General features: G+C 59.3%; 26 protein-coding genes. 3 read left to right on the plus strand and 23 right to left on the minus strand.

Annotated elements, in window-relative coordinates; translation table 11 throughout:
- Nucleotides 1–10: 10 nt before the first annotated feature.
- From C8265_RS11045 to C8265_RS11125, 18 genes are all read right to left on the minus strand, one after another.
- Entirely contained in the window at nucleotides 11–670 is a 660-nt protein-coding gene (locus C8265_RS11045) for a phage tail tape measure protein (protein WP_108484067.1), read from the minus strand.
- The gene (locus C8265_RS11050; RefSeq protein WP_420818865.1) at nucleotides 651–875 is read right to left on the minus strand and encodes a rcc01693 family protein; all 225 of its coding nucleotides are present in this window, start codon (nucleotides 873–875) and stop codon (nucleotides 651–653) included. Before C8265_RS11050 ends, C8265_RS11045 begins: the two co-directional genes overlap by 20 nt.
- A complete protein-coding gene (locus C8265_RS11055) occupies nucleotides 868–1194 on the minus strand; it encodes a gene transfer agent family protein (RefSeq protein ID WP_108484069.1) in 327 nt (108 codons plus the stop codon). The genes C8265_RS11050 and C8265_RS11055 overlap by 8 nt, the downstream gene beginning before the upstream one ends.
- The gene (locus C8265_RS11060) at nucleotides 1194–1607 is read right to left on the minus strand and encodes a phage major tail protein, TP901-1 family (RefSeq protein WP_108484070.1); all 414 of its coding nucleotides are present in this window, start codon (nucleotides 1605–1607) and stop codon (nucleotides 1194–1196) included. Before C8265_RS11060 ends, C8265_RS11055 begins: the two co-directional genes overlap by 1 nt.
- 24 nt (nucleotides 1608–1631) lie before the next feature.
- Nucleotides 1632–2042 carry a DUF3168 domain-containing protein gene (locus tag C8265_RS11065; RefSeq protein WP_108484071.1) on the minus strand — a complete coding sequence of 137 codons (411 nt, stop codon included), beginning with the start codon at nucleotides 2040–2042 and terminating at the stop codon, nucleotides 1632–1634.
- Entirely contained in the window at nucleotides 2039–2377 is a 339-nt protein-coding gene (locus tag C8265_RS11070; RefSeq protein WP_108484072.1) for a head-tail adaptor protein, read from the minus strand. The genes C8265_RS11065 and C8265_RS11070 overlap by 4 nt, the downstream gene beginning before the upstream one ends.
- On the minus strand, nucleotides 2374–2961 hold the full coding sequence (locus C8265_RS11075; protein WP_108484073.1) for a head-tail connector protein: 588 nt from the start codon (nucleotides 2959–2961) through the stop codon (nucleotides 2374–2376). The genes C8265_RS11070 and C8265_RS11075 overlap by 4 nt, the downstream gene beginning before the upstream one ends.
- A 189-nt stretch (nucleotides 2962–3150) precedes the next feature.
- Nucleotides 3151–4329, minus strand: a complete 1179-nt coding sequence (locus C8265_RS11080; RefSeq protein ID WP_108484074.1) for a phage major capsid protein — start codon at nucleotides 4327–4329, stop codon at nucleotides 3151–3153.
- Between the two features lie 73 nt (nucleotides 4330–4402).
- Nucleotides 4403–4951, minus strand: coding sequence for an HK97 family phage prohead protease (locus C8265_RS11085; protein ID WP_108484075.1), 549 nt, complete (start codon nucleotides 4949–4951; stop codon nucleotides 4403–4405).
- A 2-nt stretch (nucleotides 4952–4953) separates the two neighbouring features.
- A complete protein-coding gene (locus C8265_RS11090) occupies nucleotides 4954–6123 on the minus strand; it encodes a phage portal protein (protein ID WP_108484076.1) in 1170 nt (389 codons plus the stop codon).
- Nucleotides 6124–6298: 175 nt separating this feature from the next.
- The gene (locus tag C8265_RS11095; RefSeq protein WP_108484077.1) at nucleotides 6299–7672 is read right to left on the minus strand and encodes a DNA-packaging protein; all 1374 of its coding nucleotides are present in this window, start codon (nucleotides 7670–7672) and stop codon (nucleotides 6299–6301) included.
- Nucleotides 7572–7922, minus strand: coding sequence for a hypothetical protein (locus C8265_RS19485; RefSeq protein ID WP_164512313.1), 351 nt, complete (start codon nucleotides 7920–7922; stop codon nucleotides 7572–7574). Before C8265_RS19485 ends, C8265_RS11095 begins: the two co-directional genes overlap by 101 nt.
- 190 nt (nucleotides 7923–8112) lie before the next feature.
- Nucleotides 8113–9267 carry an endolytic transglycosylase MltG gene (mltG, locus tag C8265_RS11100; RefSeq protein WP_108484078.1) on the minus strand — a complete coding sequence of 385 codons (1155 nt, stop codon included), beginning with the start codon at nucleotides 9265–9267 and terminating at the stop codon, nucleotides 8113–8115.
- Entirely contained in the window at nucleotides 9267–10529 is a 1263-nt protein-coding gene (gene fabF, locus C8265_RS11105; RefSeq protein ID WP_108484182.1) for a beta-ketoacyl-ACP synthase II, read from the minus strand. Before fabF ends, mltG begins: the two co-directional genes overlap by 1 nt.
- Before the next feature lie 179 nt (nucleotides 10530–10708).
- Entirely contained in the window at nucleotides 10709–10945 is a 237-nt protein-coding gene (locus C8265_RS11110; RefSeq protein ID WP_108484079.1) for an acyl carrier protein, read from the minus strand.
- Nucleotides 10946–11255: 310 nt separating this feature from the next.
- Nucleotides 11256–11993, minus strand: coding sequence for a 3-oxoacyl-[acyl-carrier-protein] reductase (gene fabG / locus C8265_RS11115; RefSeq protein WP_108484080.1), 738 nt, complete (start codon nucleotides 11991–11993; stop codon nucleotides 11256–11258).
- 76 nt (nucleotides 11994–12069) lie between these two features.
- Nucleotides 12070–12996: an ACP S-malonyltransferase gene (gene fabD, locus C8265_RS11120; protein ID WP_108484081.1), complete on the minus strand. Its 927-nt coding sequence runs from the start codon at nucleotides 12994–12996 to the stop codon at nucleotides 12070–12072.
- Between the two features lie 237 nt (nucleotides 12997–13233).
- Entirely contained in the window at nucleotides 13234–13851 is a 618-nt protein-coding gene (locus C8265_RS11125; RefSeq protein WP_108484082.1) for a hypothetical protein, read from the minus strand.
- A gap of 244 nt (nucleotides 13852–14095) precedes the next feature.
- On the opposite strand from C8265_RS11125, the gene rpsF reads away from it, so the two are divergent.
- The 3 genes from rpsF to rplI are packed head-to-tail and all read left to right on the plus strand — an operon-like array spanning nucleotide 14096 to nucleotide 15330.
- The gene (gene rpsF, locus C8265_RS11130) at nucleotides 14096–14455 is read left to right on the plus strand and encodes a 30S ribosomal protein S6 (protein ID WP_108484183.1); all 360 of its coding nucleotides are present in this window, start codon (nucleotides 14096–14098) and stop codon (nucleotides 14453–14455) included.
- Between the two features lie 19 nt (nucleotides 14456–14474).
- Nucleotides 14475–14702, plus strand: coding sequence for a 30S ribosomal protein S18 (rpsR, locus tag C8265_RS11135; protein WP_099823931.1), 228 nt, complete (start codon nucleotides 14475–14477; stop codon nucleotides 14700–14702).
- A 10-nt stretch (nucleotides 14703–14712) separates the two neighbouring features.
- Entirely contained in the window at nucleotides 14713–15330 is a 618-nt protein-coding gene (rplI, locus tag C8265_RS11140; protein ID WP_108484083.1) for a 50S ribosomal protein L9, read from the plus strand.
- Between the two features lie 158 nt (nucleotides 15331–15488).
- On the opposite strand, the gene tig is transcribed toward rplI, so the two are convergent.
- The 5 genes from tig to C8265_RS11165 form a co-directional block, all read right to left on the minus strand.
- A complete protein-coding gene (gene tig / locus C8265_RS11145) occupies nucleotides 15489–16829 on the minus strand; it encodes a trigger factor (protein ID WP_108484184.1) in 1341 nt (446 codons plus the stop codon).
- Between the two features lie 231 nt (nucleotides 16830–17060).
- Nucleotides 17061–17795, minus strand: coding sequence for a 16S rRNA pseudouridine(516) synthase (locus tag C8265_RS11150; RefSeq protein ID WP_108484084.1), 735 nt, complete (start codon nucleotides 17793–17795; stop codon nucleotides 17061–17063).
- Between the two features lie 168 nt (nucleotides 17796–17963).
- Nucleotides 17964–19277, minus strand: a complete 1314-nt coding sequence (locus C8265_RS11155; protein ID WP_108484085.1) for a DUF1513 domain-containing protein — start codon at nucleotides 19275–19277, stop codon at nucleotides 17964–17966.
- A gap of 9 nt (nucleotides 19278–19286) precedes the next feature.
- Nucleotides 19287–19700, minus strand: coding sequence for a hypothetical protein (locus tag C8265_RS11160; protein WP_126623167.1), 414 nt, complete (start codon nucleotides 19698–19700; stop codon nucleotides 19287–19289).
- Between the two features lie 209 nt (nucleotides 19701–19909).
- Nucleotides 19910–20401: an acyloxyacyl hydrolase gene (locus tag C8265_RS11165; RefSeq protein ID WP_108484087.1), complete on the minus strand. Its 492-nt coding sequence runs from the start codon at nucleotides 20399–20401 to the stop codon at nucleotides 19910–19912.
- Nucleotides 20402–20453 lie beyond the last annotated feature (52 nt).

The raw sequence follows: 20453 nt of genomic DNA on the forward strand, positions 1-20453 counted from the left end.
CTGTTCCTCCTCAGCGGTTGCGCTGGCCCTGTCCCAATGCGCGCCCCATCCGGGCGGCAATCTGGCTTTGGCTGCGTTGAAATCCCTGCACATCCGGGGTTGAAATGTTCATCACCACGGTGACGGGCGCCTGGCCACCTGCGCTGCGCACGCCCAATCGGCCATCAGCCCCGCGTGACAGGGGCATGATCGCCTCGGGGCCGGCTTCGCCCATCAATCCGGTGCCCCCGCGCATGGGAAAGGTGGTGGGCGATGATACAATCCCACCCTGGGCAAACGGCATCACCCGCCCCTGCGCAAAGCTGCCGCCATTGGCAAAGCCGCTAAAGCCGTTGATGATCCCCTCGATTCCCGTTGCAAACAGCCCACCGAAATGGTTTGTCACCGGGCGCATCGCCGCATTGTAGGCCGCGTTGATCATTGATTGCGCCAATCCGTTCAACGCATCCGAAAGCTTCATGCCATCAAAAATCAGCCCGTCGAAAGATTTGCGCAGCCCGCGCGAAATCCCGCTCGACAAAACGCTCACCTCGCGGCCCGTGTTAGCAATCGTCGATTGCATCCGCTTCAACTCACCATCAAACGCCGCCGCCATGGTGCTTGCCCCGCCCAAGGTCGCCTCAAGCGCGATGATCTGATCCTCCAGATCGTCAATCTGTGTCGAGTCCATCACAATTCCCTCCGTCATTGTCCGGGTAGAGCGCGGCAAGCGCATTTAATCCGGCCCGGCTTAGGGGGGCGGCCGCACCGCCGCGCCCCAACATCATCATCAATTCTGCCGGGGTCAGCGCCCAGAATTCGCGCGGCGTCAGACCGCGCCCAACAATCCCGGCGCGCATCAACCCCGGCCAATCAAACCCCGCCGCGCTAGGCATCGCCATCCCCCGGCATGGCAAAGGCCCGCGCCAATAACGCCCCCGCCACGCGCGCGGCCTCAACCGGGCCACCGCCAATTTCCACGCTCAGCAGATCGGCGGTTGTTCCGCGCCACCCGCCGCCGCGCAAACCGGCCACGACCAAGGCCAACACATCGCGGGTTGAAAACTGACCGCTCTCAAACCGCTCGACCATTTCCACCAAGGTGCCGGTCTGCAACGCGGCCTCCAACTCGGCCAAGGCCCCCAGGGTCAGCTTGGCCACCATCGGCACGCCATCCACCACCAGGGTCACCTCTCCGGCCCAGGGGTTGCCCATCACAGCGGCGTAAAGTCCAAGGCGCCGGCCGATGACAGCGACATTTCATAAGTCGCCTCGCCATTGTGCGATCCGGCATATTCCAGCGATGTCACCTGAAACGCGCCCTCGACAATGCCGAAATCGGGGATGATCACCTGAAACGCGGGGGTGATCCCATCAAAGAAGATCTGGCGCGCGCGCTCATCTGTATCGGTGTCCTTGAACACGCCCGATCCCGAAATCGAGGCTGATTTCACCCCCGCCCCCGACAATAATTCGCGCCAGCCCCCTTGGGATTCCAGCGATGTCACATCAACGCTTTCGGCGTTGAACGACACCCGCGTCGCGCGCAGTCCGGCGATGGTTTCAAACTGACCGGCCCCGGTCAGGTCCAGCTTGATCAACAGGTCTTTGCCATTTTGGGCTACCATATTCGTCACTCCGTTTGGGTTGAATTAAATGTCTTCTGTCTGCGCGCGAAACCGCAGGTCGATGCGGCGTTGATCGCCGGTGCCGACGCGGCGCGCCTGGGCTTTCACAAACCACAGCCCCACAATCCGCCCCCGGCTTAGGGTTGGCGTGGTGTCCAGCAAGGCGTCAGAAACCGCGCCCGCCGCCGCCTTGGCCGTGGCAAAGCCCGCGCCATCACTGATCACGCTAATCATCAACGTATGCACCGCACCGCCGCCGGTTTTGTCAGATCGGTCCACGGCGTCTTCTTCGCCCAAGGTGATGTATGTGGCGGGCACCGCGCCCGATGGCACCGCATCGTATATCGCCGTTCCGACAATCGCGCCCAATGCGGCATCGGCCAAAAGATGTTGATAAACAGCGGCCTGCAAAGGGCCGGATACTGCGTAACTCACAGCGCAACCTCCTCATGTGCATAACAAATCAGATACGCGCCGCGCGGCACCACTTCGGTCACCGCATCAATGGAGAACACCCGCGTGCCATCGACAAACCGTTGCCCCGGTGCGGGCCGCGATGGCGCGCCTTGGGCGGCCCCCCGTACGGTGATGCGATAGGTCACGCGCGACAATGCCACCTCTTGGCCACTTCGCGCCCGCCCCGATCCAACGCGCAGATCGGCCCATAACGTGCCCAGCGCGGTCCAGTTGCGCGAAAATCCACCGGCCCCGTCCGGCACTTCAACCTGATGTTCCAACACCAACTTGCGGCTCAATTGCACGCCGCTCATGCCCGGCCCCCGCCCAACAGGCGCAGCGTGCGAAACTGCGATAACAGCCCGCTCACAGCGACCGGCATCGCGCCGCCATCGCCGCCCCGCCCCTCATATAAAGACGCCGCCAGGATCAGCACCGCTTGCGCCATATCGCCCGGCACCGCATCCCAGTCACCAAACCCGGCGGTAAAGGTAAACGCCGCGTGTCCCGCCAGCGGAATGCGCGGCAACGCATAGCCCGCCGAAATCACCATCGGCGCGGTGGCATCGCGGATCAGACGGTACTGCGCCGGTTCAATCACCGTTTCCGCCCCCGCCCGATCGGTAATCGCAAACCGCGATACCGCCGACACAGGGGCCATCGGCAACACCTGGCGCGACAATTCGCGCCATTCCCCCACGGTCAGCACAAAATCGCGCGCCAACACCGCCTTGCCGCAATATCCCTCGACCCGGGCCAGGGCGGCGCGCAAACACGCCTCAAGCACACCATTTTGCAAACTATCGTCGCCAAACCCGGTGCCCAGGCGCAGATGGTCGCGAAACTGCGCCATGGGCAGGGCGGCGGATGCCACTGGGGTCACTTCGACTGTATTCATAAACCTCACTCCGAAACTTCGAACCCTTGCCAAACCGCAAAGGCCGCCTTGGCCCGAAACGGTCGAAAAGTTGGGCGCACATCCCCGCATCGCTCAGACGGAGGGAAGCAGCTAACAACACAGGTTTGGGATAACGCGCGCCCAAATCAGGCCTGGCAGCCGCAGAGCGCCGCCAGGCCGCCCAACCCCTTACGAGGTCGAGAACTTCAGCAGTTTGATCGCGGCAAAGTCAGACACATCGCCGCCCACACGCTTGGTCGCATAGAACAACACATGGGGCTTGGCGCTGAACGGATCGCGCAAAATCCGCAGATCGGGGCGTTCGGCAATGGTATAACCGGCGGAAAAGTCACCAAAGGCAATCGCATGGGCACCACTGGCAATATCGGGCATATCTTCGGCAATCAGCACCCGATATCCAAGCAGGCGCGCAGGCTCACCGGCGGCCAAACCATCGGACCACAGGAACCGGCCGTCGGCATCCTTCAGCTTGCGCACCACACCGGCGGTTTTGCTGTTCATCACGAACGATCCGTTGGCGCGGTACTGCGCGCCCAGCGCATAAACCAGATCGACCAGCGCATCGGCCCCGTCAAACGCACCATTGGCCCCTGTCGCGACATAACCCAACGTATCCCAGGCCCAAGCCGCATCATCAACGATGCTATGGGTCAAAAACCCCTTCGGCTTGTCCACGCCATCGCCATTGATAAACGCTGACGCCTCGGCACGGGCAAATTTATCGGCAATACGGCCCGCCAACCAACCTTCGATGTCAAACGCCGCATCATCCAACAAACGTTGCGATGCCTTGGGCAAGGCCGACAGTTCATGCAGCGGAATAACGATCCGATCAATCGTCGGTGTGCCGGTTTCGGTCTGCGATCCGGTTTCGCTGGCCCAACCCGCGCCAATATCGGTGGTATCAATCAACACATCGTAAGATGTCGCCTCAACATTCACCACATTGGCCACGGCCCGAATGCTGGCGGTCGATTTCAGAACCGACTGCACGGTTTCGCTGGTCACCGGGTCAACCAAATATCCGCCATCCCCCGCCACAGCCGTGCTCAGCGCCTTGCCTTCCAACTGCAATCCGCGCAGCGCATCGTCATCGCCCGACCGCACATAGGCTTCAAACGCCTTTTGGTGCGGCGCTTCGGCCTCGGCACTGCGCGACAATGCGGGGCGGCCCGCGATCATGGTTTTACGATCCAGCATGTTCACTCGCTCTTCGGTTTGTTTCAGTTTCGTCTCGATGCCCGCCTGAAATTGCTTCAGGTCGCCCACCAGCCCGCTCAGCGCCCGGGCCACATTTTCTTCGGGCAGATCTTCTCTGACCCCAGACTTCGTCTCGGTCTTGCTCATCGGCATTCCTTCTTTGAAAGCTGGCCTTCTGATTAAGCGGGGTCAGCCCCCCACTTTCTGATTGCGCGGGGGGTCAGCCCCGCAACAGCAGCCCGCGCGCGTCCTCAAGGGCCGCCGCCAAACTGCGCAGGGTATCGGCACCAGGCGCATCGCCCTTTGCCCCCACCCGCGCCTCGGGAAGCATGGGGAAGGTGACCAATGACACCTCCCACAGCTCCAATTCATGCAAATGCCGCTTGCCGGCACTGTCTTTGCTGGCCTTCTTGGTGCGGTATCCAATCGACAATCCGTCAATCGCCCCCGCGCCGATCAGCGCGATCGCCTCGCGCCCCTTGTCCACATCGGGCAATATCCGGCCCTTCACATACAGGCCGCGCGCATCCTCGCGCACCTCGTCCCACACACCGATGGGTTGGGCCGGGTCATGCTGCCACAGCATTTTGACCTTGCCACCCTTGGCGCTTAGCCCGGCCAGTGACGCGCCATAGGCCCCCGGCGCCACCACATCGCCGCCCTGATCACAGGCGCCAAACAGGCTGGCGTATCCCTCAATCACCGTGCCATCGGTGACGGAAACCGCGTCGCCAATGCGGCAAAACTTGCGTTCTAAATCGAAACCCATGCTCACTCCTCAACTTCCAACGCCGGTAATCCCAATAACGCCCGCTTTTCCCCATCACTCAGGAAAGACGCGGCCGAAACCCGCGCCCATTGGGCATCGCGCTCGCCACTCAGCGCGTGAACCTGGTCCAGATCATAGGACAGTTGCACCGCCTCACCGGTGAACCCCGCCATCCAGTGTGACACCGCGCCGCAAACCCGCGCCGCCAAGGGCAACACCGTGAGGCGATAAAACGCCCGGTGCGCCTCGGCGTAATTGGCATAGGTCGCATCGCCCGGAATGCCCAAAAGCATCGGCGGCACCCCAAAGGCCAACGCAATCTCACGCGCTGCCGCCTCTTTGGTTTTCTGAAATTCCATGTCGCTGGGCGAAAACCCCATCGGCTTCCAATCCAACCCACCCTCAAGCAACATCGGGCGCCCCGCATTGCGCGCGCCCTGGTGGTGCGCCTCCATCTCATTAACCAACCGGTCATATTGATCCGCGCCCAACGTGCCCTGCCCATCGGTGCCGCGATACACAATCGCCCCCGATGGCCGCGCCGCATTATCCAATAACGCCTTGCTCCACCGCGATGCCGCCGTGTGCACATCCAACGCCTGCGCCGCCGCCTGCATTGGCGATAACCCGTAATGGTCATCTTGGGGGTGGAACGATTTGATATGGCAGATCGGCGAAACGGCATCCTCCACCGCAAAACGGTGTGCTTTACCGCCAACCGAATATTCATACCCCACCGGCCACCCATCCGCCCCAGGGATCAATTTCATCCGGTCCGAGCGTAAAACATGCAGCTCCAGCGGCACACCGCCATTCCCCACAGCCTCAAGATACCCATTGCCCGACAGCAAAATCTGCCCATACAGTGCCTCGAACAACTCGGCCCGCCCCTGCCCCCCATTGGGCCGGGAAATCAGCGATAAAACCGGGTGCGTCGCAAAGCGCGTATCGCCATCTTGCAAGGTCAACGGCAGGGCCGCCGCCGCCTCGGAAATCAACCTGACACAGCGAAATCCAACCGGATTGCCCACAAACCCACTGCGGGTCAGTGAAACCGTGTCCCGCGCGCTCCAGGCCACGCGCCCGGATGATCCATAGGCCACAACCGGCCCCGTCGCCGATGCCTTGGCCTCTGGCACCGTGGCCGACCGTTTCAGAAAATCAAACACCATATCCACTCCTCAGGTCCGGCCATCTGGCCACAGAAAACCGCGCCACAGCCCGTAATGGACGCAACCGGTTCTCATGCTGAATTCTTGTCTGTTTCGCCCCGCCCCCCGGCGCCCTTGGCCGGGGGGGCATCTCAGGCCTATGAAAACACTTTCCCATAAACCTTTAACCATATCGCTAACGCAGCGTACGCACCTTCGGGGCCATGCGCGCAACACTGGGCGCCAGGATCAAATCATGCAGCGCCCACACCAACGCATCCACCCGGTCGGGGCTGCCCGCGCCGTCAAATCCCGCCGTGGTCATCTGGCACATCTGTTCCTCCAACGCGCCCAACCCCGGCAGGTGGGAAACCCGGCCCTGCTCATACAATGCCGCCACAGGCTCGGCGCGGGCCACCTTGCCCCGTGTTGCATGAACCGATTTGTACGCGATCAGCGGATCGACTTGGCGCACCACCGCCTCAACCAAATCGCCGCCCTGATTTACCTCGGCCACCATCCGGTCTGCGCCCCATCGGTGCGCCGCCGCCACCGCCGCCGTGGCCCAGGCATTGGGTGACGAGGCCGAAACGCTGGCATCCTCCAACACTATCGCGCGCCACTGGTTCGGCGGGCCGTCCATCACCGCACCAACCACCACAATGCCGCAATCGTCACTGGCCTTGCCGCCGGTCACGGGCGGGTCAACCGCCACGACAATGCGCGATGTCACCGGTTCTTCGGCCACACGACACGCCTCAAGCGCGCGCATATTCCACAGCGCCCCTTCGGCATCTTCCAACAGCTGCCCTTCCAATTCCTGCCGTCCCAGCCGGGTATCATGATACCGCGCCACGACCTCCTCAAGGAACGAGCGCGCCAGATTGGCTCGGTTGGCGCTGGTCGGCGCATGGGTCATCACCGTCGATGGATTTCCCAAAATCCCCTTTAACACCGCCACATTGCGCGGCGTTGTGGTGACGCATGACCGCGGATCATCCCCCAGCCGCAGCGCAAATTGCAACATATCCCAGGTTTCCTGGCCCTTCTTCCACTTGGCCAATTCATCCACCCAAGCGGCGTCAAATTGTGGGCCGCGCAGCCCCTCGGGTTCGTGCGCCGAAAATACTTGGGCCGTGGCGCCATTGGGCCAGACCAGTCGTTTGCGCCCTGCCTCCCACACCGGTTTGCGGTCGGGCGGGCAACAGGCCAAAATCCCCGAATCGCCAAAAATCATCACCTCGCGCACCTGATCCTGGGTTTCCCCAATCAGTGCCACGCGCGAACATCGCCCTGGATCCAGCGGCATATTGCCTTCAACCTGGGCGCGCACCCATTCGGCCCCGGCGCGGGTTTTGCCTGCCCCGCGCCCGCCCATGATCACCCAAGATCGCCAATCGCCGGGCGGGGGCAATTGATGCTCCATCGCCCAAAATTCAAACAGATAGGGCAACCCCAACAGCGCCTGTTCACTCAGCCCATTCAGAAACCCCGTTTGGACCGATATGGGCGCGGAGGCGATCAAGCTGGCCCCCGATCTCACCCCTGATGGCGTCAAAGTCGATTGCATAGTCGTTGACGATTCCGCGATTGCGCCTGCCGATCTCTTCAACCTTTTTCCTTTCGTCAAAAAGGGTTTGCGTGGCACGGGTATAATTACCCGTCACACGCTTCACCTCGGTTTCCGAAACATCCACACGCTCCCTCAGCGCGCGGCGCAGCGTCAGGATTTCACCCAACGCCCCTGCGTAATGTTCCTCTGCTTCGCGCAGCAAAAGCTGGGACGATGCACTCTCTTCGCTCTGCTCAACATTCGCCATTCAATGGGCACCCACTGTTTTAGGAACCCGTCTGTCAGAAACGAAAAAAGCGACCAGGGCTTTGCCCAAGGTCGCTCTCATCGTGTCTGTTCGCTGCTTAACCAAGATGCCCGAAATTACGGGGAAAGTCAAGATTATTCCATATTTACCAACGGCTTGGCGTACGCTGGGATTAACAAAATCCTAACGGTCACTGATTTGCACGCTCGGCCTCGATCTGGCGCCACTTGGCAACATTGGCGTTATGCTCGGCCAAGGTCACAGCAAAGGCATGACCGCCCGTGCCATCGGCGACAAAGTACAGAAAATCGCTCTCTCCCGGATTTACCGCCGCTTGCAAACTGGCCAATCCCGGATTGGCAATCGGCGTCGGCGGCAAGCCATCAATCCGATAGGTGTTATAGGGCGTTTCACGGTCCAACTCGCTGCGCCGCAATCCCCGGCCCAACACGCCCTGACCGTTGGTGATGCCATAAATCACCGTCGGGTCGGTCTGCAATCGCATCCCCTGACGCAAACGGTTCACAAACACCGCCGCCACCTCGGGCCGCTCTTCCGGCACACCGGTTTCCTTTTCGATCAGCGATGCCAAAATCAACGCCTCTTCCGGCGATGAAATCGGAATATCCTCATCGCGGTTACGCCATACCTCGGCCAACCGTTCGGTCTGTGCGGCACTCATTTGCGCCAACAGCGCATTGCGATCCGCGCCTGGCCGCACCTCGTAACTGTCTGGCGCAAGGCTGCCTTCGGGTGGAATTTCAGACACTTCGCCGGTCAAGAACTCGGCCGCCTTCAACCCTTCGACAATTTGCCAGCTGGTCACGCCTTCGGCCAATGCGATGGAGAAACGCACATCCGCCTGATCGCGCACGGTGGTGTATTCCTCGGGCACCACACCGGTGGCCGGGTCAAATTCTACCTTGTTCACATACCGGTTTGTCGCCGGGTCCAATTCCCGCACCCGCATTTCAATGGCTGTCACGCCCACGTTCAACACCACGGCCACGCCACAGGTCGACGCCCCGCCGCGCGTGATGATATCGGTAATCTGCGCCATCGACGCGCCTTCCGGCACCAAAAAGCTGCCGGCCTTCAACTCGGATGCCTTATCGGTATAATCCGCCCCGATCCGAAAGATCGACGCGCTGGAAACGGCACCTTGCGCCTGTAAATCCTGCGACACCCGGCTGATGTTCGATCCGCTTTCAACCCGCAAACAGATCGCCTGGGCCAATGGACCGGGCGTGTTGTATTGCGATTGCCCCCAAGCCACCAATGCGCCGGCCGCCGCAAGCAAAACAATGAAAACCGTCAGGAAATTTGACGCAATGTGCCGCCACATCAGCCGGTTACCCGCCGCATGATCAAGGCCGCATTGGTGCCGCCAAACCCGAATGAGTTCGACAGGATCACATCGATATCGCGCTCGACCTTGGCATTTGCGGCCAGGTCGATCTCGGTTTCCGCTGCAGGATCGTCCAGGTTCAGGGTTGGCGGCGCCACCTGATCACGTATCGCCAGAATACAGAATATCGCCTCAACAGCACCCGCGGCGCCCAACAAATGCCCGATCGATGATTTCGTCGAGGACATCGTCAAACCGCCTGCCGCCGCCCCCACCAGCCGCTCAACCGCGCCCAGTTCGATGGTGTCGGCCATGGTGCTGGTGCCGTGCGCGTTGACATAATCAATCTCCGAAGCGTCAATTCCGGCACGGGCCACCGCCGCGCGCATGGCGCGTTCTGCACCCTCGTGATTGGGGGGCGGCGCGGTGATGTGATGCGCATCGCCCGACAGGCCATAACCGATCACCTCGGCATAAATTTTCGCCCCACGCGCCACGGCATGTTCGTACTCTTCCAATACGACAACGCCGGCACCTTCGCCCATGACAAACCCATCACGGTCCTTGTCCCACGGGCGCGATGCCTTGGTCGGCGCATCGCCCCGCCCAGTGCTCAGCGCCTTACAGGCATTGAACCCGGCAATCCCGATTTCCGAAATCGGGCTTTCGGCGCCACCTGCGACCATGACATCAGCATCGCCCCACTGAATCAAACGCGCCGCATCGCCAATCGCATGGGCGCCCGTGGAACAGGCCGTCACAACCGCATGGTTCGGCCCCTTGAACCCATAGCGAATCGAAACCTGACCACTGACCAGATTGATCAAGGCGCCGGGAATGAAAAATGGCGAAACCCGGCGTGGGCCACGTTCTTTCAACAACACTGCCGTTTCGGCAATGCTTTGCAGCCCGCCAATGCCACTGCCGATCATCACACCGGTGCGAACCCGGTCTTCCTCGTCTTCGGGCATCCAGCCCGAATTTTCAATTGCCTGCTGCGCTGCGGCCATGCCGTACAGGATGAAATCATCAACTTTGCGCTGCTCTTTCGGCTCCAAATACCGGGCCGCGTCAAACGTGTCGTTGCTGCCATCGCCAACCGGCACTTCACAGGCATATCCGGTGGCCAGGTGGCTGGCATCAAACCGCTGGATGGTTCCGGCGCCTGATTCTCCTGCCAACAAACGACGCCAGGTCGCCTCAACCCCGTCGGCCAAGGGGCTGACCATACCTAAACCGGTGACTACAACACGCCGCATCTGAATGCCCTCATTTGTAACTTCAACCTGGGTAATACACGCCGTCGCCCCCCACGAAAAGGGGGCGCGCATGTCTTGTGGCAATCCATCGCCCAGAAATGGAAAAGCGGCGCATCCCAATGGGAAACACCGCTTTGTCTCTTACACGCCCCGCCCAACCGGGCCAGGGCCGCACCCAATCAGGAGGCTTCGGTGATGAATTTCACCGCATCGCCAAACGTCTGAATGGTTTCTGCCGCATCGTCGGGAATTTCGATGCCGAATTCCTCTTCGAAAGCCATGACCAACTCGACCGTGTCCAAGCTGTCAGCGCCCAGGTCATCGATGAACGACGCGTTCTCGGTTACCTTGTCTTCTTCTACGCCCAAATGCTCGACGACGATCTTTTTCACGCGATCTGCGATGCTGTCGCTCATGTCATTTCCTCTTATGATCCTCGGGAAAGGCCCCGTACATTGTTTGGCCCTGGAGCCGCTCACCTCTGCCATATGGCAGTCTTACGAGGGTTCGCCAAGGCCCCCCTCAATTTCCGTGCGCCGCCTATATCATATAGGTTGGATAAGGCAAACGCTTTCGCTGATCGCTGGAAAGGGCAAAATAACCAAGGTTACACCGTTATTTACATGCACCGCACGTCATCGGGCCAGATAAATCCGCCATCTCACCGGTCGTAGAAAAAAGTTCGTCAAATTGGCGCAACCTGTTGATTCAGCCCCTGATCGGCGTTCAAAACATCGACATCCCGCCATTTACATGCAGCGTCGCGCCGGTCACATAGCCCGCCTCGACACTCGCCAGATACAGGACCGCTGCGGCAATTTCTTCGGGGTCGCCCATGCGTCCGGCGGGCACCTGTGTCAGCAGCGAATTCTTCTGATCTTCGGTCAAAACCGCAGTCATGTCGGTGGTGATAAATCCAGGCGCCACCGCATTTACGGTAATTCCCCGGCTGGCCACCTCTTGCGCCAATGATTTGGCAAAGCCGATCATGCCCGCCTTGCTGGCCGCATAATTTGCCTGGCCCGGATTCCCCGTGGCCCCGACAATCGAAGATATGTTGATGATCCGGCCCCAGCGCGCCTTCATCATGCCGCGCAACACGCCTTTGGATAATTTCATCGTCGCCGTCAGATTAACCTCAAGAACCCGATCCCATTGATCATCGCTCATGCGCAACATCAAACCATCGGCGGTGATTCCCGCATTGTTGACCAGAATATCGACCGATCCCATAGCCTCTGCCGCCCGGCCCGGCAGCGCCTCAACCGCCGCGCGATCCGACAGGTTGCAAGGCACCACATGGGCCCGGTCGCCCAATGACGCGGCCAATTCCTGTAACGGAGCCTCACGCGTGCCTGACAATGCAACCGTCGCCCCCGCACCATGCAATGCCCGCGCAATCGCACCGCCCAGCCCGCCGGACGCCCCAGTGATCAAGGCCGTTTTTCCTGTTAAATCAAACATCTACCCCCCCATTTCCAAATTTTTCTACATACCATCATCGGTCACGGGCCACACCCATTGCCCGCATGCAAACCGCTTAGGTCCGCGCCTTCACATCGTCCGGCGTGGCAATATTCGCCACCTCGGCATCGCGCGCGATTCGCCGAATCATTCCCGACAATGCCTTGCCCGCGCCGATTTCCCAGAACGAATCTACCCCGGCGTCGACCATCATCATCACGCTTTCACGCCACCGCACCGCACCGGTGATCTGCTGCACCAGCAAATCACGAATCAATTCCGGATCGGTCGCCGGCCCGGCTGTCACGTTGCAAACCACGGGCACCTGCGGTGATTTGATTTCTACCGTACGCAACGCACCCGCCATCGCCTCGGCAGCGGGTTGCATCAGGGTACAGTGAAACGGGGCTGACACGGGCAACAACAGCGCCCGCTTTGCACCTTTGCCCTTGGCCATATCCACCGCACGCTGAACCGCTGCCGCATCGCCCGAAATCACCACCTGCGCCGGGTCGTTATCATTGGCCGCCTGGCACACCTGGCCCTCTGCCGCCTCGGCCGCCAGGGCCGTGACCGCCGCCAGATCTAACCCCAAAATCGCCGCCATCGCGCCCTGCCCCACAGGAACCGCAGCCTGCATCGCCTGACCGCGGGCCCGCAGCAACCGCGCCGTATCGGCCACTGAAATCGCGCCCGCCGCCGCCAACGCAGAATATTCGCCCAAAGAATGCCCTGCCACAAAGGCCGCATCGCTGACTGAAATGCCTTCGGCCTCCAATGCGCGCATGGCCGCCATCGATGTTGCCATCAGCGCCGGTTGCGCATTCGCCGTCAGGGTCAGATCCTCGGCTGTTCCGTCCCAGATCAGCGCCGACAGGTTTTCGCCCAACGCATCGTCGACCTCGTCAAACACGGCGCGGGCCGCGGGATAGGCATCGGCCAAGGCACGGCCCATGCCAACGGTCTGGGCCCCCTGGCCCGGAAATACGAATGCGCGGGTCATTGCAAACTCTCCTGAACTTTCGCCCGCCAATCAGGGCGTTCCATTGGTTAACCCGATGAACAACAGGGCGCAACCAAACGCAACAATTGCGTGCCGATCATAAGAGGTTGGAATGAGGGTATAACAGCCCGCGACAGGAGCATTGCTCAACCATAGGGCGCCGCCAGTCTTTCAAATTTGCAATTCGCAAACGAAAGGATAAAAACTCAAATCTCAGAATATATCCGCAAAAATCGCCTAGGCGGCCTGCATCCCGGCAGTGGCACGGCGCTTTCCATGGTTGGCCGGGGCAAGATTGTAAGCTCTGCGCGCCTTTGCCAGATCTGCGGTCAGCCGCCCGTGAACAATGCCCAATGCGTCTTCGGTGCCAATGCCCATCACCACCGGTGTCTCCACGCCACTGATTTCCAGCATCAAGCACGCCGATTCGGGGTGGGCGCGATTGCGCTTTATATACAGGCCCTTGACGTCGCCAAACCCGATACGCAGCATTTGCCGCTCGATCCCGCTGGCGGCGCGCATGACCTGCCGGATTTCACCGTGGATCAAATCAATCTGGCTTTCGTACTGCGGCTGGCTGCGCGCCGCCCAGAACAGGGTCGCCGCCATGCCGGCCAAAACCACGCTTAACACCAGTTTTAGCGGCAAAACCTGCGCATCCGTCGCCCCGCCCGGCGCCAGCCAAAAGGCGGCGACGGCCAACAGCGCCAGAATCGCGATGGCGCGCATCACCCGTTCCCACATCACGACATATTGCAGGGCATTATGCCCCTGGGTCAGAACATAGCCACTATATACATCGAACATCGACAGACTGGGCTGAACTGCGGCGGGATGTGCGGAATCTTTTGTCATAACTCTCACTACCAAAAGCGCGTTGTAAAAGTGTTAAGATGCAATCCGGGCGAAAATGCGGCGACCCGATGCTAAAACCGGGATCGTGTGGTCTTACCCCATCAAAGGGGTTGCATTGCCGCCGCCCCCTTCATAAAAGCCACCATCCGCCCGTACGCATGAAACTGCGCACCCTCTCGTGATTGGCAACGGGGCCGGATCGCCGCCAGTCTTTGAAGTGCGCTTGACCAGAACAGGAGAACGCATGCCGTTTTATGAGCATGTTTTCATCTCCCGCCAGGATCTGAGCAACACTCAGGCCGAGGGATTGATCGAACATTTTACTGCGGTGCTGACCGATAATGGCGGCAAAGTTGTTGAGAATGAATATTGGGGCGTCAAGACGATGGCCTATAAAATCAACAAAAACCGCAAGGGCCACTATGCCTATCTGCGCACCGATGCACCGGCCGCCGCAGTTCAGGAAATGGAACGCCTGATGCGTTTGCATGACGATGTGATGCGCGTATTGACCATCAAGATGGACGAATTGCCCGAAGGCCCGTCCGTTCAAATGCAAAAACGCGATGAGCGTGACCGTGGCGAACGCCGCGAACGTCGCTAAGTAAAAGGAGCGCTAAGTCATGGCAACCAAACCGTTTTTCCGCCGTCGCAAGGTGTGCCCCTTCTCGGGCGACAACGCACCCAAGATCGATTATAAAGACACACGTCTTTTGCAACGCTACATCTCTGAGCGTGGCAAGATCGTGCCGTCCCGCATCACCGCCGTATCGGCGAAAAAGCAGCGTGAGCTGGCCCGCGCCATCAAACGCGCCCGCTTTCTCGCCCTGCTGCCCTATGCCGTAAATTAAGGAGAGCGACATGCAAGTTATCCTTTTGGAACGCGTGGCCAAATTGGGCCAGATGGGCGAAGTCGTCGAAGTAAAGTCCGGGTATGCCCGCAACTTTCTGCTGCCCCAGAAAAAGGCAATGTCGGCCAGCGCCGCCAATATCGCCGCCTTCGAAGAGCAGAAAGCACAGCTTGAGGCGCACAACCTCGAAACCAAAAAAGAGGCCGAATCGATGGCCGCCAAGCTTGATGGACAACAGTTCGTCGTGATTCGCTCGGCGTCGGACGGTGGTGCACTTTATGGTTCGGTAACAACCCGCGATGCCGCCGATGCGGCCACCGAGGCCGGGTTTACCGTTGATCGCAAGCAGGTCGCCCTGACCGCGCCGATCAAATATCTGGGCCTGCATACGGTGCTTGTCACCCTGCACCCCGAGGTTGAAGCCAAGGTTGAATTGAACGTCGCACGTTCGCCTGAAGAGGCAGAATTGCAAGCGTCGGGCAAATCGATTCAGGAACTGGCCGCCGAAGAAGAGGCCGCCGCCGAATTTGAAATTCAAGAGCTGTTCGATGATATCGGCGGCGCTGCGAACGAAGATTTCGGTGACGATGCTCCGGCACGGCCCACATCGGATGGCGACGACGACTGATCGTCAACCATTCGGAAAAATTAAAGCCGCGCAAGAAATTGCGCGGCTTTTTTGTTTGATGGATCGCTTGGCACACATTTCCAAACGTCACACGGTGCGAAATGCAAACGGGCCGCCCAACACTGGGCGGCCCGCAAATACCGGCGTCACGTGTGTGATTACGCGTCTGGCGCTTCTTCTTCTTCCAATGCTTCAACCGCGGCCTGAAGCTCGTCTTTCGTGGCCGGCTTTTCGGTCACTGTCGCCAAACCGAACACATAGTCCACGACCTTGTCTTCAAAGATCGGCGCCTGCAACTGCTGGCGCATTTGCGGGTTTTGCTGAACGAATTCAAAGAACTGGCGTTCCTGGCCGGGGTACTGGCGCGCCTGGTTCATCACGGCCTGGGTCATTTCAGCGTCGGTGACGGTGATTTCATTCTTGCGACCCAACTCGGCCAGCAACAGCCCCAAACGCACACGGCGTTCGGCCAGTACATTGTGTTCTTCGGTCGGCTCGATTTCGGGGTGATCGTGGCCCTGAACGTCGGGGTTTTCCTCGTGCCACAACTGGTGTGCAATCTGATCGGCTTCTGCCTTGACCAATGAAGGTGGCAAATCGAATTTTACCGCAGTATCAAGCTGATCCAGCAAGGCGCGTTTCATGATAGCGCGCGAAGCACCGGCATATTCCGCCTCAAGACGTTCGCGAATCTGACCTTTCAGCGCGTCCAGATCCTCGGCGCCAAATCCCTTGGCCAACTCATCGTCGATCACGGTATCAACCGGCTTTTTCACCTCTTTCACTGTCACGGCGAAAACGGCTTCCTTGCCCTTCAGATGCTCGGCCTGATAATCATCGGGAAAGTTGACTTTCACTTCGGCTTCGTCTTCGGCCTTCAGGCCCACCAACTGCTCTTCAAAGCCCGGAATGAACGAACCCGATCCCAAAACCAGCGGATAATCCTCGGCGGCGCCGCCTTCGAATTTCTCGCCGTCGATCGAACCGACGAAATCGATCACGATCTGGTCGTCGTTCTTGGCTTTGCCCTTTTTCGTCTCATAGGATTTGCGGCTGTCGGCCAGGGATTTCAGCGCCTCATCGACGGCTTCATCTTCGGCGCTGACCACCATTTTTTCCAGGTTCAGAGTGGAGGCATCCAGATCGGGGATCTCGGGCAGCGCCTCATAGGACATGTCCACCTGGATATCATCGCCCTCTTTCCAGTCTTCGTTGGTCATCTTGACCTCGGGCTGCATCGCGGGGCGGTCGCCGCTGTCCTTGAAATGCTGGGACATGGCACCGTCAACGGTTTCCTGCATGGCTTCGCCCAAAAGACGCGGTCCGAACTGTTTCTTGAGCAGCGCCATGGGCACCTTGCCCTTGCGAAACCCCTTCATTTCCACGTCTGGCTGCGCCTCGGCGAGCTTTTCGTTCACTTTCGCGTCCAAATCCGACGCGGGAACAGTGATCTGATAGGCGCGCTTCAGCCCCTCGTTCAGGGTTTCGGTAACCTGCATCTTCATTCCTTTCATGGGTCAACCCCCAAAAAACTTGCGACCTCGCGCAACCAACCCGGGCGACCAGAGACAAACCTTAGGCGCCAGCAAACAGTGCGGGCGCAACTCGCGCCCTCGTAACAAAAGAAAATAGGGTGTTCTAGGACAAAATGCGCCCTGCCCCCTGAAAGGCCGCGACCTTCACACATTCGGCACTTGTTGCCCCTCACCTGCAACCAATTCATTTTTGGCTTATTGAAAAACCAAGGCAATCTCATCTTCCCTTAGCAGCGTCCATTGCCCCGGTGCCATGGCCGCAGGCAACGACAAATCGCCCAGCCGTTCACGATGCAAGGCCTCAACGTGGTTGCCGGTGGCCGCAAACATGCGGCGCACCTGATGGTATCGGCCTTCGGTGATTGTCAGCCGCGCGTCGGTTTCCGAAATCACCTGCAGGTCGGCAGGGGCCAATGGCTTGCTCTCACCGTTCAGCATCAAAAGCCCCGAGGCAAACTGTTCGCCCTCGCTCCCGTCAAGCGGGCGGGCCAAGGTGACGCGATATGTCTTTTTGACATCGCGTTTGGGGCTGATCACGCGGTGCAGCAGCGCGCCATCATCAGTCAATAACAAAAGACCCGACGTATTTTTATCCAAACGGCCAATCGTCGAAATTGCCGGCTTTCGCAACTTCCAGCGCCCCGGCAGAATATCATAGACAAGCGCGCCATCATCTTTGTGCGAACAGGTCAGGCCCAGTGGTTTGTTCAACAACACAACCATCCCCGCAAGAGGATCAAGCGCTTCGCCCCTGATCTCCATGCGGTCGGGTAAATCGGTTGTAACGGGGATGCGTTCGGCGACATTCAACAGCTTTGCGCCATCCAGACGAATACCGCCAGATTTCGCCATCTGCGCAATTTCGCTGCGCGACCCATAGCCCATCGAGGACAAAAGCCGGTCAATCCGCACAGTTTGAACTTTGGCCATTGCCTCTGCTTTCTCGGGGTACACTGCATTTTATGATGGCAACAGTTCGGTGCCCGAATGTATCTGTAAAGCCCCCTCGTATCAGTGCCAATCCTTGTGCCATCTGGTATGGAGGTGATCAGACCTTTATTGTAAAATGCGCGTGCGACCACGATCCGTTGCAGAACCTTACGCTGCTGTGATGTGGCTGTGGCCGAAGAAAACGGGATACAGGCAAAGCTCGCGAACCAAGCGGTGCGTGTTTCGTTCATACACGAACAGATTTTCCCAATAGCCGGTTACCGCATAGTGCCGCCCATCGGGCAACAGGGTCACACCACAGGGATAGCGCAGGCCGCTGGCACGTGTGTCGATATCCTGTAAAACCGCCCCGCTGGCGCCGTCAAATACCATCAGACGGTGCGCGCTGGGATAGGTTGCAATGGCCTGATCATGGGTTGCATCATAAGCAATGGAAAGACCGTGGCGCATCTGCGCTGTTTCTGCCGCGCTGCCCATTGCCTTTGGCCGTTGTCCTTTCGCAATTTTCAACGTCTGCGCAGACAGATAGGTAATGCCGGGTTCCGATGTGATATCTGGCCCATACACGGCGGTATGGCCGCGCATTGCCTGTATTTCGGCGGTTTCGTCGCCCAACCGCGCCTGAATCGCAAAAATCCGGTCACGCCCGCCTGCCGCCAGATGGCGCAATTCCGTGTCGCCGCGCCCTGTTACCCATTTGTCGACCAGTTTTCCGCTCGCCACTTCGATCACCGTGACGCAGGCTTCGGAAACCTGGCGCGGCACTGACAGATAACCGCCAGCGTCCGGAAGTGAGCCATAATTGGCCACGACCAGATACCGGTCGTCTTCGATCAGGCGAATATCGTGGGGGTCAATGCCGTGGGTTGAATAGCTGCCGCGCAGCTTGAGCGTGTCGCTGTCGCGGATGGTGATGCGGCCATATTGCGCGGCCAGATTTCCGCCCCTGACGCTGCGCCTTGGGGCGCGCTCGGATACCAGCGTGGTGCGCCCATTGTCGATAAACACGGCATGGCCGCCGCCGCGCCACCCTTCGGCAAAGGCCGGGCTTTGGGCCACCATATCCAGCGTGACAGGGTCAAAAGCCACCTGATCGCGGGCCTCAAACCCACACAAAATACCAACGCTGCGGTCCGGCGCGACCGCCACCTGATGTGCCATCACCGGCAACACCGCCTGGGTCAGGGCACCGTCCAATCCGATCCGGGTCAGCAGGCGCGCGGGCCCGTCATTCTGGCCAAGCGCGCGAGCAAGGCGGCGATGGTCGGTCACTGGTTTGCCCCGCGCCCGGGCGTCATCGGTCATATAACCCGGAACATAGACCGAAATATCGGATTGGGCCCGCGTCAATTCAACCGGTGTTGGTGTTTGTTGTGATGGCTGGGCCGAAGGGGTGCAGCCCATCAGGGGGGCGGTCACCCCCGCCCCCGCGGCCGCAGACAGGAATGTTCTGCGTTTCATCACGCTCTCCTAGTGGCTGCCGCCGCCGCTGCTTTTGGCAGCCTGCTGCATCAATTCATCCCGAAGCCGCCGCTTTTTCTCGATCTCGTTGAATTCAGCACAATTCTTGCTGACCAGACAATCGATATGGGCCTGCCAGCGATCGGCGGCGTCAAAATCGCCCTCAAGGGCGGCCTCTTTGCCCTTGCGCTGATAAAAGGCGGTCAGGGCTGCCGTTGTAAGATCATCAGCCTTCAACAGCAATTCTGCTGCGGTTCCTGCAGGGCCAAGTGCCTCGTAACTGGCGGACTCGGCCATGCTTTTCATGGCGTCAACTGTCGAAATCTTATCGCCATCGCCGGGTAAGGTACATGTGCCCGCCGCAAGAAGGCTGGAAAAGCAGACTGCCGTGATAAGAGTGGATGCGCGAAAATTTCTGGTCATGTTTGGCCCTTTGTTTTTAACAATATGTGTCAGGCCATTAAATTTTGGATGCGGTTATCACTCATTAATCTGGATCAATCTGGTTTCGTTTTTTAGGAACAAAACTGTTCCCGACATTCTGAAATAGAGGAAATGCCCATGGATACGGGCATTTCAACATCACCAATCGCCCAACCAGACAGCAGCAAAAGGATGTGAAGCGTGGCGTTTCAGAATCGGGTGCGCACCCTGAGGGAGGCGGAATTCATGCCGGGATTAAACGGATTCGTATCGCCATTTGAAATGTGATCGACAGATAAAATCAAATCTGCACTGTCGGAAATCCGCGCGCCCAGCCCAATCAATGATCGAAACTGAAGGTTGCCGCCCAATATCGTTTCATCGGGGTTATAAATGCCGGGCATAAAGCTGACTTCGGCAAAGATGCCATTGGTAATGTCCAGATCGCCGACCACGCCAACCCCGACCCAGGCATCGCCATCCGCGTCAATCCTGCCGGCCACACCCCAACCAAAGCTGAATGCGCCCCGCTGAAAAAACGGCACGGCGTGGTATTCAGCGATCAGCCCCGCATCACCGGACTCAAGGTCACTTGTGAGGCCAAAATCGATACTTTGCGCCGCGCCAGCGCCAGAAAAGCCAACAAGGATCGCGGCGGCCAATGCCGCCCGTATGACGCGCAACTTGCAGAATTTAGTCATTCATTACCTGTTTCAAATTTTATGATATGCTGAAAATCGAGCCTTCGTTTCT

It is taken from the genome of Oceaniglobus ichthyenteri (assembly GCF_003057885.1).
GTDB lineage: Bacteria > Pseudomonadota > Alphaproteobacteria > Rhodobacterales > Rhodobacteraceae > Oceaniglobus > Oceaniglobus ichthyenteri.

Excerpts from the sequence above, each read along its gene's own strand:
- C8265_RS11045 (WP_108484067.1), bottom strand. The coding sequence starts at position 670 with ATGGACTCGACACAGATTGACGATCTGGAGGATCAGATCATCGCGCTT.
- C8265_RS11050 (WP_420818865.1), bottom strand. The coding sequence starts at position 875 with ATGCCTAGCGCGGCGGGGTTTGATTGGCCGGGGTTGATGCGCGCCGGG.
- C8265_RS11055 (WP_108484069.1), bottom strand. The coding sequence starts at position 1,194 with ATGGGCAACCCCTGGGCCGGAGAGGTGACCCTGGTGGTGGATGGCGTG.
- C8265_RS11060 (WP_108484070.1), bottom strand. The coding sequence starts at position 1,607 with ATGGTAGCCCAAAATGGCAAAGACCTGTTGATCAAGCTGGACCTGACC.
- C8265_RS11070 (WP_108484072.1), bottom strand. The coding sequence starts at position 2,377 with ATGAGCGGCGTGCAATTGAGCCGCAAGTTGGTGTTGGAACATCAGGTT.
- C8265_RS11075 (WP_108484073.1), bottom strand. The coding sequence starts at position 2,961 with ATGAATACAGTCGAAGTGACCCCAGTGGCATCCGCCGCCCTGCCCATG.
- C8265_RS11080 (WP_108484074.1), bottom strand. The coding sequence starts at position 4,329 with ATGAGCAAGACCGAGACGAAGTCTGGGGTCAGAGAAGATCTGCCCGAA.
- C8265_RS11085 (WP_108484075.1), bottom strand. The coding sequence starts at position 4,951 with ATGGGTTTCGATTTAGAACGCAAGTTTTGCCGCATTGGCGACGCGGTT.
- C8265_RS11090 (WP_108484076.1), bottom strand. The coding sequence starts at position 6,123 with ATGGTGTTTGATTTTCTGAAACGGTCGGCCACGGTGCCAGAGGCCAAG.
- C8265_RS11095 (WP_108484077.1), bottom strand. The coding sequence starts at position 7,672 with ATGCAATCGACTTTGACGCCATCAGGGGTGAGATCGGGGGCCAGCTTG.
- C8265_RS19485 (WP_164512313.1), bottom strand. The coding sequence starts at position 7,922 with ATGGCGAATGTTGAGCAGAGCGAAGAGAGTGCATCGTCCCAGCTTTTG.
- mltG (WP_108484078.1), bottom strand. The coding sequence starts at position 9,267 with ATGTGGCGGCACATTGCGTCAAATTTCCTGACGGTTTTCATTGTTTTG.
- fabF (WP_108484182.1), bottom strand. The coding sequence starts at position 10,529 with ATGCGGCGTGTTGTAGTCACCGGTTTAGGTATGGTCAGCCCCTTGGCC.
- C8265_RS11110 (WP_108484079.1), bottom strand. The coding sequence starts at position 10,945 with ATGAGCGACAGCATCGCAGATCGCGTGAAAAAGATCGTCGTCGAGCAT.
- fabG (WP_108484080.1), bottom strand. The coding sequence starts at position 11,993 with ATGTTTGATTTAACAGGAAAAACGGCCTTGATCACTGGGGCGTCCGGC.
- fabD (WP_108484081.1), bottom strand. The coding sequence starts at position 12,996 with ATGACCCGCGCATTCGTATTTCCGGGCCAGGGGGCCCAGACCGTTGGC.
- C8265_RS11125 (WP_108484082.1), bottom strand. The coding sequence starts at position 13,851 with ATGACAAAAGATTCCGCACATCCCGCCGCAGTTCAGCCCAGTCTGTCG.
- rpsF (WP_108484183.1), top strand. The coding sequence starts at position 14,096 with ATGCCGTTTTATGAGCATGTTTTCATCTCCCGCCAGGATCTGAGCAAC.
- rpsR (WP_099823931.1), top strand. The coding sequence starts at position 14,475 with ATGGCAACCAAACCGTTTTTCCGCCGTCGCAAGGTGTGCCCCTTCTCG.
- rplI (WP_108484083.1), top strand. The coding sequence starts at position 14,713 with ATGCAAGTTATCCTTTTGGAACGCGTGGCCAAATTGGGCCAGATGGGC.
- tig (WP_108484184.1), bottom strand. The coding sequence starts at position 16,829 with ATGCAGGTTACCGAAACCCTGAACGAGGGGCTGAAGCGCGCCTATCAG.
- C8265_RS11150 (WP_108484084.1), bottom strand. The coding sequence starts at position 17,795 with ATGGCCAAAGTTCAAACTGTGCGGATTGACCGGCTTTTGTCCTCGATG.
- C8265_RS11155 (WP_108484085.1), bottom strand. The coding sequence starts at position 19,277 with ATGAAACGCAGAACATTCCTGTCTGCGGCCGCGGGGGCGGGGGTGACC.
- C8265_RS11160 (WP_126623167.1), bottom strand. The coding sequence starts at position 19,700 with ATGACCAGAAATTTTCGCGCATCCACTCTTATCACGGCAGTCTGCTTT.
- C8265_RS11165 (WP_108484087.1), bottom strand. The coding sequence starts at position 20,401 with ATGACTAAATTCTGCAAGTTGCGCGTCATACGGGCGGCATTGGCCGCC.